This window comes from Paraburkholderia heleia NBRC 101817 (genome assembly GCF_000739775.1).
Taxonomy (GTDB): Bacteria; Pseudomonadota; Gammaproteobacteria; order Burkholderiales; family Burkholderiaceae; genus Paraburkholderia; species Paraburkholderia heleia.
The window spans coordinates 74,029-88,755 of sequence record NZ_BBJH01000031.1; the positions used below are offsets into that span (position 1 = coordinate 74,029).

Annotated in this window: 13 protein-coding genes; 2 read left to right on the plus strand and 11 right to left on the minus strand. The window is 65.8% G+C overall.

Annotated features, from left to right (window positions below; translation table 11 throughout):
- Positions 1 to 88: 88 nt before the first annotated feature.
- Together BHE01S_RS24625 and BHE01S_RS24630 are read left to right on the plus strand one after the other, a co-directional pair.
- Positions 89 to 715, plus strand: coding sequence for a DUF47 domain-containing protein (locus BHE01S_RS24625; RefSeq protein ID WP_042268637.1), 627 nt, complete (start codon positions 89 to 91; stop codon positions 713 to 715).
- Between the two features lie 10 nt (positions 716 to 725).
- On the plus strand, positions 726 to 1,736 hold the full coding sequence (locus BHE01S_RS24630) for an inorganic phosphate transporter (protein WP_042268638.1): 1,011 nt from the start codon (positions 726 to 728) through the stop codon (positions 1,734 to 1,736).
- A 68-nt stretch (positions 1,737 to 1,804) separates the two neighbouring features.
- Here the strand turns inward: BHE01S_RS24630 and BHE01S_RS24635 are convergent, their stop codons facing one another.
- The 11 genes from BHE01S_RS24635 to BHE01S_RS24685 all read right to left on the minus strand — a co-directional run bounded on the left by BHE01S_RS24635 (position 1,805) and on the right by BHE01S_RS24685 (position 14,643).
- The gene (locus BHE01S_RS24635) at positions 1,805 to 2,611 is read right to left on the minus strand and encodes an SDR family oxidoreductase (protein ID WP_042268639.1); all 807 of its coding nucleotides are present in this window, start codon (positions 2,609 to 2,611) and stop codon (positions 1,805 to 1,807) included.
- Positions 2,612 to 2,747: 136 nt separating this feature from the next.
- Positions 2,748 to 3,866 carry a C40 family peptidase gene (locus tag BHE01S_RS24640; RefSeq protein ID WP_042268640.1) on the minus strand — a complete coding sequence of 373 codons (1,119 nt, stop codon included), beginning with the start codon at positions 3,864 to 3,866 and terminating at the stop codon, positions 2,748 to 2,750.
- Between the two features lie 234 nt (positions 3,867 to 4,100).
- Positions 4,101 to 5,942 carry a PhoH family protein gene (locus BHE01S_RS24645; RefSeq protein WP_042268641.1) on the minus strand — a complete coding sequence of 614 codons (1,842 nt, stop codon included), beginning with the start codon at positions 5,940 to 5,942 and terminating at the stop codon, positions 4,101 to 4,103.
- Positions 5,943 to 6,341: 399 nt separating this feature from the next.
- Positions 6,342 to 6,803 (minus strand): peroxiredoxin, encoded by a 462-nt coding sequence (locus tag BHE01S_RS24650; RefSeq protein WP_042268642.1) that lies wholly within the window; start codon positions 6,801 to 6,803, stop codon positions 6,342 to 6,344.
- A gap of 140 nt (positions 6,804 to 6,943) precedes the next feature.
- Positions 6,944 to 7,840 carry a polysaccharide deacetylase family protein gene (locus tag BHE01S_RS24655; protein WP_042268643.1) on the minus strand — a complete coding sequence of 299 codons (897 nt, stop codon included), beginning with the start codon at positions 7,838 to 7,840 and terminating at the stop codon, positions 6,944 to 6,946.
- 24 nt (positions 7,841 to 7,864) lie between these two features.
- Entirely contained in the window at positions 7,865 to 8,914 is a 1,050-nt protein-coding gene (locus BHE01S_RS24660) for a bifunctional UDP-4-keto-pentose/UDP-xylose synthase (protein WP_052406078.1), read from the minus strand.
- On the minus strand, positions 8,911 to 9,867 hold the full coding sequence (locus BHE01S_RS24665) for a formyltransferase (RefSeq protein WP_042268644.1): 957 nt from the start codon (positions 9,865 to 9,867) through the stop codon (positions 8,911 to 8,913). Before BHE01S_RS24665 ends, BHE01S_RS24660 begins: the two co-directional genes overlap by 4 nt.
- Positions 9,864 to 10,970, minus strand: coding sequence for a glycosyltransferase (locus tag BHE01S_RS24670; RefSeq protein WP_084069174.1), 1,107 nt, complete (start codon positions 10,968 to 10,970; stop codon positions 9,864 to 9,866). The genes BHE01S_RS24665 and BHE01S_RS24670 overlap by 4 nt, the downstream gene beginning before the upstream one ends.
- A 181-nt stretch (positions 10,971 to 11,151) precedes the next feature.
- Entirely contained in the window at positions 11,152 to 12,324 is a 1,173-nt protein-coding gene (locus BHE01S_RS24675; protein WP_042268645.1) for a DegT/DnrJ/EryC1/StrS family aminotransferase, read from the minus strand.
- Positions 12,325 to 12,458: 134 nt separating this feature from the next.
- Positions 12,459 to 12,830, minus strand: a complete 372-nt coding sequence (locus BHE01S_RS24680) for an SMR family transporter (protein ID WP_028204911.1) — start codon at positions 12,828 to 12,830, stop codon at positions 12,459 to 12,461.
- Positions 12,831 to 12,939: 109 nt separating this feature from the next.
- A complete protein-coding gene (locus tag BHE01S_RS24685) occupies positions 12,940 to 14,643 on the minus strand; it encodes a glycosyltransferase family 39 protein (RefSeq protein ID WP_042268646.1) in 1,704 nt (567 codons plus the stop codon).
- Positions 14,644 to 14,727: the final 84 nt, after the last annotated feature.

Below are 14,727 nucleotides of genomic sequence, written 5' to 3' on the forward strand. Positions count from 1 at the left end.
GTCGCCTATTTTGCCGCTTAAATGCAGCGTAGTTGCCGCGAAGTTACCGCTTCGTGACGGCAATCCGAGACCAATTTCCGGGATACCAATGTTCGGTCGATTCATGCCCACCGAAGGCAAGTTCTTCGAAATCTTCAATGCGCATGCGAAATGCATCGTTTCCGCAAGCCGCGAACTCGAACTCCTGATCGATAACCTCGCTGACGCCGAGGTCCACAAGCAGAATGTGCAGGCCTCCGAAAAGGCCGCTGACAAGCTCACGCACGAGGCGATCGACCTGCTGCACAAGACCTTCATTACGCCGCTCGACCGCGACGAGATCCACAAGCTGATCACGACCATGGACGACTGCCTCGACCTCATGGAGGACGTCGCCACGGCCATTTCGCTCTACGACGTGCAAGCCGTGACCGCCGAGGCGAGCCAGCTGGCGCATGTGGTGACGGCCACGGCCGAGCGCGTGCAGCTGGCCGTGGGGCTCCTCTCCGACATGAAGCAGGCGCGCGAGATCCTGAAGGCCTGCGAGGACATCGACCGCCTCGAATCCGACGCCGACCGCCTGTTGCGCTCCGCCATCTCGAAGCTCTTCCGCGAGGAAGACAACGTCAAGACGCTGATCAAGCTGAAGGCGATCTACGAACTGCTCGAAGCGATCACCGACAAGTGCGAGGATGTCGCGAACATCATCGAAGGCATCGTGCTAGAGAACGCCTGAGCGAACTGCGATGCAATCGATACAACTCGCTCTCTGGGCGGTCGCGACGCTGGTCGCCATCGCGCTCGTCTTCGACTTCATGAACGGTTTTCATGACGCGGCGAATTCCATCGCCACGGTCGTGTCCACGGGTGTTCTGAAGCCGCAGCAGGCGGTGGCGTTCGCCGCCATGTTCAACGTGATCGCCTATTTCGTGTTCCACCTGAAGGTGGCGCAGACAGTTGGCAAGGGCACCATCGACCCCGATATCGTCGACCACTACGTGGTGTTCGGCGCGTTGATGGGCGCGATCGGCTGGAACGTGCTCACCTGGTACTACGGCATCCCGTCGAGCTCGTCGCATGCGCTGATCGGCGGTCTCGTGGGCGCGGCGCTCGCGAAGTCGGGCTGGGGCTCGCTCAATTTCGACGGCCTCATGAAGACCGTGGCGTTCATCTTCATCTCGCCGCTGCTCGGCTTCATCCTGGGTTCGCTGTTCATGCTCACGGTGTCGTGGCTGTACTTCCGCACGCCGCCAAGCAAGGTCGACCGGCGCTTCAGGCGCCTGCAGCTGCTTTCCGCGAGCCTCTACAGCCTCGGGCACGGCGGCAACGACGCGCAGAAGACCATCGGCATCATCTGGATGCTGCTGATTGCAACCGGCTACTCGGCGATCGGCGCGGACGCGCCGCCCATCTGGGTGATTGGCGGCTGCTATCTGTCGATGGGGCTCGGCACGCTGTTCGGCGGCTGGCGCATCGTGCGCACGATGGGTCAGAAGATCACCAGGCTCAAGCCGGTGGGAGGCTTTTGCGCTGAGGCGGGCGGGGCGCTCACGCTCTTCACGGCTTCGTGGATGGGCATTCCTGTTTCGACCACGCACACGATCACCGGCGCGATTGTCGGCGTCGGCGCGACGCAGAAGCTCAGCGCGGTGCGCTGGGGCGTGGCGGGCAACATCGTCTGGGCCTGGGTGCTGACCATACCGGCCTCGGCCACGCTGGCCGCGGCCGCGTGGTGGCTCGGTCACCGCTTCATGTAAAAGCTGCGGCGCCTCCGGGCGCCGCAGTGCTTTCGAGGCCTTGCCAGCGCACTGACATGTGCCTCAGTTCAGATCAGCGGCGTGCTCGCCCCATCCATCGGAATGAGCGCGCCGGTGACGTAGCTCGCCCGCCGGCTCGCGAGGAAGAGCGCGACATCGGCAATTTCCTCCGGCTTCGCGTAGCGCCCGAGCGGCACCTTCGACTCGCCGCTCGCCAACGCCTCCTGCGTGCCGACGCCCGTGCGCTGGGCCTCCAGCTGAACGGCCTCCTGCAGCCGCTCCGTTAGCGTGGCGCCGGGGTTGATCGCGTTGATGCGGATGCCGTAGCGCGCGTGGTAGTGCGCGAGGCCCACGGTCGCGAGCATCAACGCCGCGTTGGCCGCGCCGCCCGCGATATGGATGTCGCTTGCGAACTTGCCGCCCATTCCGATGATGTTGACGATCGCCCCGGGCTCCATGCTCTCGCCCGACTTGATCCGCTGCACCATGCGGCGCAGCACTTCCTGCTGCGGGTAGATGTAGGGGAAATACTTCGCCTCCATCGTGGCCCTGAACGCGTCCGCATCGAGCGTTTCCGGGTCGTAGCGGCGTGCCGCGCCCGCGCTGTTGATGAGGATATCGATGGGGCCGACCGCGGTGGAAACTTCTTCGACCACGTCGGCAGCGCTGTGCGCTTCGTGCAGGTCCGCGCGCGTGAGGTGCACGTGCAGGCCGACGCTTGCCAGCTGCTCGCGGGCGCGCGCGAGATTGGCGGGGTCGCGCGAGACGATCGCCACGCGGGCGCCTTCCTGCGCAAAGGCGCGCGCGCAGGCAAGGCCAATGCCCTTGCTGCCGCCCGTCACGAGTACCACCTTCTTGCTCAGTCCAAGATCCATCGTCGCCTCGCTGCGCGAAAGTATGAAAAACGGTCCCAAGACGATAGCAGAGGCGCGGGGCGGCGCAAACCGCTGGGAGCAAGACTCGCCGTCCGGCCAGGGGCAACGTGCCGCTCGGCGCCGCCGCGGGGCCGCTTCAATCGCCGCTGTTGGCAAAGCGCGCGATGGGGTCGTCGCTGGACTGGGTCGGGGCGGGGGGGGCTGAGCCGGCTGTCGACGCGCGTATGATCTGCGCGCCACCTGCGGCCGGCGACGCTGCCTGGATCGGCGTCGAACCCAGCTGGCCGGCCTGGCGCGCCGCCGCGCTTGCCGTGGGCGGGGGCGGCTCGAAGGCGTCGGCGGCGGCATCGATGGCGTCGCGCGGTGCGCTGGCTGCGGGGCCCGTGGCATAGGCCGGCGCGTTGTTGCCGGGTGTAACCGCGGGCGCGAGCGCGCCCGAGTCGCGCGCCTGCATTTGCGCCGCACCGGGCGAGGCGGGCGGCGGCTCGAATGCATCGGCTGGGGCGGCGGAAACCGCCGCGGAAGTGGCCGGCGTTGCCGCATAGGCCGGCTGCGGCGCGGCGACCATGCGGTTCTGACTTGCGGCCGCGGCTCGCGGCGCGGGCTGGGCCGCCGCAGCTGGCGCGACGCTTGCCATCGCAGCAGCCGGCGGCGTGGCGTTCGCGCCGGGCAGGCGTTCGGCGGGCGCGGACGCTTGCCAGGTCGGCGTCTCGAAAGGCGTGCGTTTGGGCGGTGCCATGCGGCGGATCCCGTCGAAGCGCTTCGCCCAGTAGGGGTTGGTCAGATAGTCGAGTCGCACCGTGCCGCCGGTCGAAGGCGCGTTGACGAAGCGCAGGTTGCCGACGTATATGCCGACGTGCGAATGCGGCCGTCCGGTCGTATTGAAGAAGACGAGATCGCCGGCGGCGATCTCGTCGGGCTCGATCGTTTCGCCGCGCAGGCTCATTTCGGCCGTGGTGCGGGGCAGGTCCACCGAGGCCGAGCGCGCCAGCACGTATTTGACGAGACCGCTGCAATCGAAGCCGCTATCGGGCGTATTGCCGCCCCAGCGATACGGAATGCCCACGAGCCCCATCGCCTGGATCGAGATTTCCTCGCGGCCCACGCTGTGATCGACGAAATTGGGAAAGCCTGGCGGCCTCGTGCGCCACGCGTTCTCGCCGGCAGACGAACCGCTGCGCGATATCTTTTGCGGCGCGCTGGAGCACGCGGCTAGCAGGACTGCGATCAGAAGCGCAAGCCAGAGTCGACGCATGAAGCGAATGCGGCGCGCGCGACGCGTGCGCCTTCGGGAAAACGGATCATGGGCGGATGGTAGCCCGCCCGTCAGGGCTTTCGCAAGAATTCTTCACAACTTACTTGAAGTTCGTGCGCCAACTGTTGTGCCTGAGGGACGCCCGGGCAATAAAAAAGGACCGCATCCGGTTCCCCGGATGCGGTCCTCGCCACGTGCACAGGCGCCCCCGGCAGGCGGCGCCCAGCCGATGGATTACAGGATATCGGACGCGTAATCGGCAAGCCGCGAGCGCTCGCCGCGCGCGAGCGTCACGTGGCCGCTGTGCGCCCAGCCCTTGAAGCGATCCACCACGTAGGTGAGGCCGGAACTGCCTTCGGTCAGATACGGCGTGTCGATCTGCGCGATGTTGCCGAGACACACGATCTTCGTGCCCGGACCCGCGCGCGTGACGAGCGTCTTCATCTGCTTCGGCGTGAGGTTCTGCGCCTCGTCGATGATCAGATACTTGTCCACGAACGTGCGGCCGCGCATGAAGTTCATGCTCTTGACCTTCAGGCGCGAGCGAATCAGCTCCTGGGTCGCGGCGCGGCCCCATTCGCCGGCGGCGTCGTCGGTTTTCTGGAGGACTTCGAGGTTGTCGTCGAAGGCGCCCATCCACGGCTGCATCTTTTCTTCTTCGGTGCCCGGCAGGAAGCCGATGTCCTCGCCAACCGGCACGGTCGCGCGCGTGACGATGATCTCGTTGTAGCGCTTCTCGTCGAGCACTTGCGCGAGGCCTGCCGCGAGCGCGACGAGCGTCTTGCCCGTGCCGGCCTGGCCGAGCAGCGTGACGAAGTCGATCTCCGGATTCATCAGCAGGTTCAGGGCGAAGTTCTGCTCGCGGTTGCGCGCCGTGATGCCCCACACGTTGTTCTTGTGGTGGCCATAGTCGCGCAGCGTCTGGAGGAGCGCCGTCTTGCCGTTGAGCTCGCGCACGATCGCGTGGAACGCCGGTTCGCCGTTCTGCGGCTCGAGATAGACGAACTCGTTCACGAGCATCGAGAGGCATTCGGGACCTGTCACGCGGTAATACGTCGTGCCGGTCTTGGTGTCCTGCCAGGACTCCATGCCCTTGGCGTGCTTCGACCAGAAGTCCTGCTGCAGCGCGCGCACGCCCGAGTAGAGCAGGTCCTTGTCTTCGAGAACCTGGTCGTTGAAGTAGTCTTCCGCGGGCAGGCCGAGCGCATGGGCCTTGATGCGCATGTTGATGTCTTTCGACACCAGCACGACGAGGCGATCCGGCCGGTCGCGCTGCAGCGCGCGCACCACGCCGAGGATCTGGTTATCGGCTTTGCCCTGGGGCAGGCCGTCGACCGGATCGATATGCGTGAGCGTGGTCTGGAAGTACAGGCGTCCGAGCGCTTCGCGGCTGCCGAGGCGGCCAAGCGAAATGCCTTCCGAGATCGGGCCTGCATTGGCGACCAGCTGGTCGAGCGTGCGGCTCACCTGGCGCGCGTTGCGCGCGACTTCCGACATGCCCTTCTTGTGGTTGTCGAGCTCTTCCAACGTCATCATCGGCAGATAGACGTCGTGTTCCTCGAAACGGAACAGACAGGTCGGGTCGTGCATCAGCACGTTCGTGTCGAGCACGAAGAGCTTCTGGACTTCGGTGCTCTCTTCGGGGTGCACGCGTTTTTTCGCGCCGGCGCGCGCAGCCGGCGCAGCAGCGCCGCCGGAGGCTTTTGCCGAGGCGGGTTTGCCGCCGCGCGCAACGGGTGTCTCGTCGGCGCCGGTGCGGGCCTCGATAGGCTGCAGCAGCGCGGCCGTGACTGGCCTGCTGTTGTTGCGCTTGTTGCGCGCGGGCGCCGGCGCGACCGGTTCGAGCGCCGCCAGTTCGGCGCTGGCGCCCGAAAGCGGCACCGTGCGCAAGGTGGTGGCGGCGTTGGCGGCCTGCGTCATCGGCTCGGCAACGCTGCCGGGGCCGTATTCGGCAACGTCGGCAGCGTCGTTCTCGCTCGCGGCCTTGCGTGTGCTGCGCGTCGTGCGGGCGCGCGCCTTGTATTCTTCGGGCGGCAGCAGGTTGCCGAGCTTGCTGGGGGGAGTAGGCAAAGGCATGGTGTCCCTCGAAAAAATCGGGTCGAGTGGTCGCGGGGTTACCCAGTAAGGCGCGCTTTCGGGCGGTGCGTGCGGGTGCCGGGTAGGCCCCCGTCGTTACTGCGCAAGGTGCGCGCTCAGGTCAGAAAATGCCGGTTCGCCTGGTTTTCGATCAGCTCCTTGACGTTTGCGCGCGCCGGGTCGCAAAGCCGGCGCGAACGGGGAGAAAAACGGGAGAGAACAGCATGAAACAAACAAAAAAGCCGCCGCCCCGGATGACGAGGCAAGCGGCTTCATTTCGGTGTTGTCCCGTTGCCTCGGATGCGCACTTCCGGTCATGCCATGACCGGCTGCGGTACCGCCGCAACGCGACGTAAAAAGGGTTGGACAGGCACTCATTGCAGCCCAATATAACGCTCCTCAAAGCGCTTGTACAGCCTCCAGAACGTCCTCGACATGGCCCGGGACCTTGATGCCGCGCCACTCCTGGCGCAGCACGCCAGCCGCGTCGATAAGGAAGGTCGAGCGTTCGATCCCCCGTACCTGTTTGCCATACATTTTCTTCAATTTGATGACGTCGAAGAGCGTGCACAGCGCTTCGTCGGCATCCGATACCAAGGTAAACGGCAGTTCGAGCTTCGCCTTGAAGTTATCGTGCGAACGCACGCTGTCGCGCGATACGCCCACGATCTGCGCGCCGGCCTTTTTGAACTTCGGATAGAGGTCGCGGAATTGCAGGCCTTCGGTCGTGCAGCCCGGCGTGTTGTCTTTCGGATAGAAGTACAGCACCACCTTGCTGCCCTTCAGGCTCGAAAGCGTGAAGTCGCCGCCGGTAGCGGGGGCGGTGAAGTCCGGAACGGGGTGGTCGACTGCGATGGTCACGTCAGGCACGTGGCTCTCCCTTTGTTATTGGCTGGCATTGCCGCTGCGCGCGGCGCCGTTGCCGGGACGGCGTGCCGCCCGCGGCGAGGGGTGTTGCGCGGGCGCGAGTCCTCGCACTGAGCGGCGCGCGGGCGGCGGATTCAGTCGGGCTGCACGATCAGCTGGCCGGAGCGGCCGGCGATCTCGCCCCAGGTGACAGGGTACGATGGCAGCGAATCCGGGTCCAGCGTCGCATGGTAGTCGCCCATCGTGGCAAACGTATGGCCTTGCGCGCGCCAGCCGGCGAGCAGCTGCTCGAACACCGGTGCGAGCTTCTGGCCTTCGAGTTCGGCGTGCAGCGTGAAGACCTGGTCGTGCGGATTGTTTTCTGTCCGCTTGAGCATCCATGCCGCGACCGTATCGGTATCGACGCCGTCCACGCCGAGCACCTCGTCGAGCGTGGGCAGCGTCGTGGGCATCTGCACGTGGTTCAGCGTGCGGCCCGCCACTACCGGACGGTAGGGCGAATGACCGCGCCCGTCGGAGGCGTAGCGCATGCCCCACGCGTCGATCTGCTCGAAGGCGGCCTCGTTCATCTGCCAGCCCGCCGCGCCGTGCGTGACGGGCGGCGTGCCGAAGATCCGCGTGAAGCGGTCGTGGCTCTTCTGCATCTGGCGCGCGGTCCATTGCGCGTCGCGCTTGCGCACGTTGTCCTGCCAGTACACGTGATCCCACGTATGGATGCCGCACTCGAAGCCGGCTTCGTGAATCGCGCGCATTTCGGCCGCCGCCTCCACGCCGATGTCCGGGCCCGGCAGCAGCACGCCGTACATGAGCTGCTTCACGCCGTAGTGCTCGACCACTGACGTGCGCGACACCTTCTTGAGGAAGCCTGGCCGCAACACGCGGCGCAGCGCCCAGCCCGTGTGATCGGGGCCGAGGCTGAACAGGAACGTGGCGCGCGCCTTGTAGCGGTCGAAGATGCGCGCGAGATTCGGCACGCCTTCGCGCGTGCCGCGCAGCGTGTCGACGTCGATTTTCAGGACGATGCGGGCCAAGTGGCGAGGACCTTTCTCTGACGCTTAGTGTTGCTCGACGAGCGCACGCGCTTCGGCCACGTGGCCGCGGTACGCTTCGAAGATCTTGCGCAGCGCTTCGTCGAAGGTCGACTTCGGCGCCCAGCCGAGTTCCTGCTTCGTGTTGTCGATCTTCGGCACGCGGTTCTGCACGTCCTGATAGCCCGCGCCGTAGTAGGCGCCCGACGACGTCTCGACGAGCTGCACCTGCTTCGCCGATTCCGCGTATTCGGGGAATTCGGCGGCGAGCGAGAGCATCTTGTGCGCGAGTTCGCGCACCGAGAAGTTGTTGGTCGGGTTGCCGATGTTGTAGATCTTGCCGGTGGCGACGCCGTCCTTGTTCTCGATGATCTTCATGAGCGCTTCGATGCCGTCGTCGATGTCGGTGAACGCCCGCTTTTGCGCGCCGCCATCCACGAGGCTGATGTTCTCGCCGCGCACGATGTGGCCGAGGAACTGCGTCACGACGCGCGACGAGCCTTCCTTCGGGGTGTAGATCGAGTCGAGGCCCGGTCCGATCCAGTTGAACGGACGGAACAGCGTGAAGTTCAGGCCTTCCATGCCGTAGCCCCAGATCACGCGGTCCATGAGCTGCTTGGAGCACGCGTAGATCCAGCGTGGCTTGTTGATCGGGCCGTAGGTGAGGGCGGACGCGTCCGGGTCGAACTGCTCGTCCGCGCACATGCCATAGACTTCCGACGTCGACGGGAAGACGAGGTGCTTGCGGTACTTCACGGCCGAACGCACGATCGGCAGGTTCGCTTCGAAGTCGAGCTCGAACACGCGCAGCGGCTGCTGCACGTAGGTGGCGGGCGTCGCGATGGCGACCAGCGGCAGGATCACGTCGCACTTCTTGACGTGGTACTCGACCCACTCCTTGTTGATCGTGATGTCGCCTTCGAAGAAGTGCATCCGCTCATGCTTGACGAGGTCGCCGAGGCGGTCCGTCTGCATGTCCATGCCGAACACTTCCCAGTTCGTGGTTTCGAGGATGCGTTTGGAGAGGTGGTGGCCGATAAAGCCGTTCACACCCAGGATCAGAACTTTTTTGGTCATGGACGGGGGACAGATGAAATGAGTTCGGAGAACGCGGCGGGGCTGATGACGGTCTCCTGACCGTCATGCACATGCCGCAGTTCGTGGATCGCGATGGCGCGTGCGTCGCCGCAGACGGCGAAAAGTGCATTATCGCTTACGTGGATGCCGACGGGCAATCCGGCGAGGGGGCGGACCCTTTCGGCGTCTGGCGAGCCGGGGCGCACGAGACGCGCGCGGGCGATCACGAAACGCCCGTTGCCGATGTCGGTGAACGCGCCGGGATAGGGCGGAGCGACGGCGCGGATCAGGTTGTACACGTGCTGCGCGCTCTCGCCGAAATCGATGCGGCCGTCCTCCGGCTTGCGCCCGCCGTAGTAGCTGCCTCGGGTGAGATCGTTCGGCAGATGCGGCGCCTCGCCCGCGATCAGCGCGGGCAACACGCGCCAGAGCGTCTGCTCGGCGGCGACCGTCACCTTGTCGAAGACCTGCGCAGCGGTGTCGTCGGGCAGGATCGGCACCGGAGTTTGCGCGACGATCGCGCCCGCGTCGGGCTTCGCGGCCATTTCATGGAGCGTCGCGCCCGTTTCGGTTTCGCCGTTGAGCACGGCCCAGTTCGTCGGCACGCGGCCGCGGTATTTCGGCAGGAGCGAGCCGTGCATGTTGTAGGCGCCGCGCCCGGCGAGGGCGAGCAGGTCCACGGGCAGCATGTGCCGGTAGTAGAACGAGAAGATGAAGTCCGGGCGCGCCGCGGAAACGGCCGCGCGCAGCCCGGCGCTCTTCGGGTCGGCGGGTGTGACGACCTCGATGCCATGTTCCTCGGCCACCGACTTCACGCTGCCGAACCAGATGTTCTCGGTCGGGCTGTCTTCGTGCGTAACGACGAGCGCAACGTCGACGCCGCCCGCGAGCAACACCTGCAGACAGCGCACGCCCACGTTGTGATACGCGAAGACAACGGCGCGCGGCTTCATTGGCCGGCTCCTTCGTTGGCCGGGTTCGTGGCGGCGGGCCTTGCCGCCGCCCCTGCCGCCCGCGCGGGTTCGGCCGGTTGCGCGAACGCGGCGGCCTGCATGAAGTCCTGGCGCGGCGTATCGGCGACGGCGCGGCCATGGCGCTCCTCGAGGATCGTCTGGATCAGGTAACGCGGACGCGCGCGCACCTGCTGGTAGATGCGGCCGATATACTCGCCGAGCAGACCGAGCGCGAAGATGATCACGCCGAGCAGGAAGAACGTGATGGCGAACAGCGTGAACACGCCTTGCACTTCCGCGCCGAGCACGAAGCGGCGAATCAGCAGTAGCAGGAAGAGGCCTGCCGAGCCGAGCGAGAGAATCACGCCGATGAACGAGAGCCACTGCAGCGGCACGACGGAGAAGCCCGTCACGAGGTCGAAATTCAGGCGAATGAGGCTATAGAGCGAGTACTTCGATTCGCCCGCGAAGCGCTCCTCGTGCGCCACCTCGACCTCGACCGGGTTCTGCGAGAACGTGTAGGCGAGCGCCGGAATGAACGTGTTGATTTCGCCGCAGCGGTTGATCGTGTCGATGATGCGGCGGTCGTACGCGCGTAGCATGCAGCCCTGGTCGGTCATCTTGATGCGCGTGATGCGCTCGCGCAGACGGTTCATCGCCTGCGAAGCCTTGCGCCGCCAGAGGCTGTCCTGGCGCTGCTTGCGGATGGTGCCGACATAGTCGTAGCCTTCGCGCATCTTCTCGACGAGCTTGCCGATTTCCTCGGGCGGATTTTGCAGGTCGGCGTCGAGCGTGATGACGATCTCGCCGCGCGCCTGCTCGAAGCCCGCGAGAATCGCCATGTGCTGGCCGTAGTTGCCGTTGAGCAGGATCGCGCGCGTGGTGTCGGGCCGCGCGCGGAACTGCTCGGCGAGCATCGCGGCCGAGCGGTCGCGGCTGCCGTCGTTGATGAAGATCACTTCGTACGAGGTGCCGAGCTCGTCGAGCGCCGGATACAGGCGCGCGAACAGCGCGGGAAGGCCAGCTTCCTCGTTGTAGACCGGAATGATGACCGAGACTTCCGGCGTGTCCGGGGTCAAGGTGCCTTGTTCCGTTTGACTCATGTGTGCGTCGATTCCGTTATTGGATGCTTCGGTTTACTGCGTGCGCAAATCGGCGGCGCGTGCGCTGCGCCGTCCGCCTGCGTTTCCCCTGTGTCGACCAGGTTTGGCGCATTTTGGCGCTTACGCTGGTCCCATGCCCGCCAGGGCGGCTTCACCCGGTCCCCGACTGGCGTGACTGCCTCTATACCGACGACTTTGCAAACTTTGCGCAGATCTCGTTCACCGCGCCGCATACGCGCACCACGTCGGCTTCGGTCATCTGCGTGAAGAGCGGCAGGGTGACCGTGCTCGCGCCGAAGCGCTCCGCGTGCGGGAACATGCCCGCCCTGAAACCGCGCTCGCGGTAGAGCGTGAAGAGGTGGATGGCCGGATAATGCACGCCCGAGCCGATGCCGCGCTCCTTGAGTTCGCCCATGAAACCGGCGCGGTCGATCGCGAGCGTCTCGAGCGGCAGCGTGATCTGGAACATGTGCCAGTTGCTGTTGGCGAAATCGGCGAGCGGCAGGCCGACGCCGAGCCTGACCGCCGCGCCGCCTTCGAAGCCCGCGAAGTAAGCCCGCGCAAGCTCGCGGCGCTGCCGGATGAAGCGCTCGATGTGCTTGAGCTGGCCGAGCCCGACGCGCGCCGCCACATCCGTGAGATTGTACTTGCCGCCGAGCACGTCGCAGTCCATGCCGTCGAAGCCCGTGCGCGTAATGCCCTGGAGGCGGTACTTCTGCGCAAGCACCGCTTCGGCCTCGTCATTGAGGACGAGCGCGCCGCCTTCGATCGACGTGAGGTTCTTGTTGGCGTGGAAGCTGAACGAGACGATGTCGCCGATCGTGCCGATGCGCTTGCCGTTCCAGCTCGAGCCGAACGCCTGCGCGGCGTCCTCGATCACGCGCAGCCTGTGCTGGCGGGCGATTGCGTAGAGCCGGTCCATGTCGACGGGCAGGCCCGAGAGAAAGACCGGGATGATGGCTTTCGTCTTCGGCGTGATGGCCGCTTCGAGCTTGTCGAGGTCGATGTTGCGCGTGACGGGATCGATGTCGGCGAACACCGGCGTCGCGCCGACTTCATAGACCACGTTGCTGGTCGCGACCCATGAGGCGGGCGTGGTGATGACTTCGTCGCCGGGACCCACGCCGGCAAGGCGCAAGCCGATTTCGAGCGTCGCCGTGCCCGAGTTGAAGGTGCGCACGGGACGCCCGCCGCAGTATTCGGAGAGCGCCGCCTCGAACGCCTGGTTCTGCGGGCCGGTCGTGATCCAGCCCGAGCGCAGCACCTCGGCGACGCCCTGGATGGTTTCCTCGTCGATTTCGGGGCGCACGAACGGCAGGAACGGAAGGGCCGACTGCGGGGATGACTGGGTCATGAGTGCTTTGCTCTTTGCTCGTCAGAAAGTGGGGCCGGGCAACAAGGCTGCCGCGGCGCATCTTACGAAATGCTTATATGGGCGCAAGGCGCCGCGCTGCAAGCAGTCGCGCCAGGCGCGTGGGCCGCGGCGCGTCAGCTGCGCGCGAGCACGAACACGCCGATCAGGATGATGCCGATACCCACGAGCCGCTGCACGCTCAGCACCTCGCCGAACAGATACCACGCGGCGAATGCATTGACCACGTAGCCGAGCGAGAGCATCGGGTAGGCGATCGAGACGTCCACGCGCGAGAGCCCGACGATCCACACGACCACGCTGAACACGTAGCAGGTGAGCCCGCCGAGAATCGGCACTTGCGTCGCGAGCTTCAAGCCGATGGGCAAGATGTTCGCACGGCTGAATTCGAAGTGTCCAACGGCATTGACACCCGCTTTCAGCAACAGTTGCGCACACGCGTTGAGGCCGACGCCGGCAAGGATGCAGATGAGGGAAATCGGATTCATCGGAAAGGGCGGTTCAACAGGTTATCGGGTTGTGGCGGGGGCCGGGCGGCGTGTACCTGCGCGGCCCGGCCCAATTATCGCGCATGCGTCAATTGGGGCCGGGAAGCGCTCAGGACTGCGGCTTTTCAACGGGTTTTTCAACGATCACGCGCCGCGCGTCGCGGGCGATCACCTGCATCGGCAGGCCCTGCGCGGCCAGTTCTTCGTAGCGCTTCACCGGAATCAGCGCGAGCGCATAGCGGTCGGACTTCCAGCGCGCCTCCCAGTCGGCAATGGTCGGCACCCATTTTTGCGGCTCCTCGGAGATGCCGAAGGCCAGCTCGTCGGTGACCTCGACCATCGTCATCGTATGGCGCACGTAGAAGGGCATGGTGTGGTCGAGTACGCCCACCGAGTAGAACGGCGTGCCGGGCGGCAGCTTCGCGACGGCGGCGCGCACCGCGGGCGCGAGCGGCGCGCCGGAACTCAGGGTGCCGAACACGTCGTGGCCCGTGCCCGCAATGGTCGCGAGAAGCAGCCACGCGGTGCCGAGCGCGAGCGCCGGTGCGCGCGCGCCGGTTTCGGGCGTGCGCTTCGCCCGGTTCAGGCGCAGGCCGACCATGGTGACGACGAAGGCCACCGCGGCCGCGGCGAACACCCAGACCTGAAACTCACGGTAGAGCGCGTTCGGATTGCGCGCGTCGCCGAACCGCGTGAGCACGAACGAGCCTGCCATCAGCACGACGCCGAGGACCGCGTAGCCGGCGAGGTGCCTGTTCCACTGGGCGCGCGTCATGAGCGGCAAATACATGCCGATGACGAGCGCAACGGGCGGTGCGATCGGCAGGACGTAGGAGACGAGCTTCGAGTGCGAGGCGCTGAAGAACAGGAAAATGAACACCGTCCACACGAGCATCAGCATGACGGGCGAGAACCCGTTGGGCTGACGCGGCGTGCGCAGCGCATGGCGCACGCTCTGCACGCTCACCGAAAGCCACGGCAGGAATCCCACCAGCATGACCGGCACGAAGTAGTAAAAGGGGCCTGGGCGGTTCTGCGCGGGCGTGAGGTAGCGCTGAAACTGCTGGACGATGAAGAAGAAGTTGAAGAACTCGGGGTTGCGCTGCTGCACGAGGATGAACCACGGCGCCACAATCGCGAAGAACAGGATCAGGCCGCTCACGAGATAGAGGCGCTTCCAGAGCGCCCAGTCGCGCGTAATCGCGGTATAGAGCACGAGCACGGCACCCGGCAGGATCAGGCCGACGAGGCCCTTGGACAGCACCGCCATCGCCATGGCGGCCCAGCACACCCACATCCACAGGCGCGCATTCGCTTTGGGCAGGTTCGGACGCTGCGCGAGCAGCAGCGCGCACAGCGTGAGCTGCATCCAGAACGACAGGCCCATGTCGAGCGTGTTGAAATGGCCCATCAGGTTCCAGTACGGCGCGCAGGCGAGCACGACCGCGGCGAAGAAGCCCGTGGCGGCATTGAACACACGTGCGCCGGTGAAGCCGATCAGCAGCACGCCCGCGAAGCCGGTGAGCGCCGTGTAGAGGCGCGCCTGCCATTCCCCGATGCCGAACCACGCGAACGTGAGCGCGTTCATCCAGGTTTGCAGCGGGGGTTTTTCGAAGTACTTGTAGCCGTTGTAGCGCGGCGTGATCCAGTCGCCGCTTGCGAGCATTTCGCGCGCCATTTCGGCGTAGCGGCCTTCGTCGCTCGGCAGCAGGTGGCGCCAGCCGAGCGGCAGGAACCAGATCACGGCGAGGGCGAGGATCAGGAGCAGGATCGCGCTGCGGTTGAGCGGTAGCCTGGGTGGCGTATCGTTCATGGATTTCAGCCTGTTCTTGTTGCAGTCGTTGCGGTCATTGCGGTCGGGGTGCGAAGCGCGCGCTGGCCGCGCGCGGCCAGCGCG

Coding starts and splice junctions, on each gene's coding strand:
- BHE01S_RS24625 (WP_042268637.1), top strand. CDS start 89: ATGTTCGGTCGATTCATGCCCACCGAAGGCAAGTTCTTCGAAATCTTC.
- BHE01S_RS24630 (WP_042268638.1), top strand. CDS start 726: ATGCAATCGATACAACTCGCTCTCTGGGCGGTCGCGACGCTGGTCGCC.
- BHE01S_RS24635 (WP_042268639.1), bottom strand. CDS start 2,611: ATGGATCTTGGACTGAGCAAGAAGGTGGTACTCGTGACGGGCGGCAGC.
- BHE01S_RS24640 (WP_042268640.1), bottom strand. CDS start 3,866: ATGCGTCGACTCTGGCTTGCGCTTCTGATCGCAGTCCTGCTAGCCGCG.
- BHE01S_RS24645 (WP_042268641.1), bottom strand. CDS start 5,942: ATGCCTTTGCCTACTCCCCCCAGCAAGCTCGGCAACCTGCTGCCGCCC.
- BHE01S_RS24660 (WP_052406078.1), bottom strand. CDS start 8,914: ATGACCAAAAAAGTTCTGATCCTGGGTGTGAACGGCTTTATCGGCCAC.
- BHE01S_RS24665 (WP_042268644.1), bottom strand. CDS start 9,867: ATGAAGCCGCGCGCCGTTGTCTTCGCGTATCACAACGTGGGCGTGCGC.
- BHE01S_RS24670 (WP_084069174.1), bottom strand. CDS start 10,970: ATGAGTCAAACGGAACAAGGCACCTTGACCCCGGACACGCCGGAAGTC.
- BHE01S_RS24675 (WP_042268645.1), bottom strand. CDS start 12,324: ATGACCCAGTCATCCCCGCAGTCGGCCCTTCCGTTCCTGCCGTTCGTG.
- BHE01S_RS24680 (WP_028204911.1), bottom strand. CDS start 12,830: ATGAATCCGATTTCCCTCATCTGCATCCTTGCCGGCGTCGGCCTCAAC.
- BHE01S_RS24685 (WP_042268646.1), bottom strand. CDS start 14,643: ATGAACGATACGCCACCCAGGCTACCGCTCAACCGCAGCGCGATCCTG.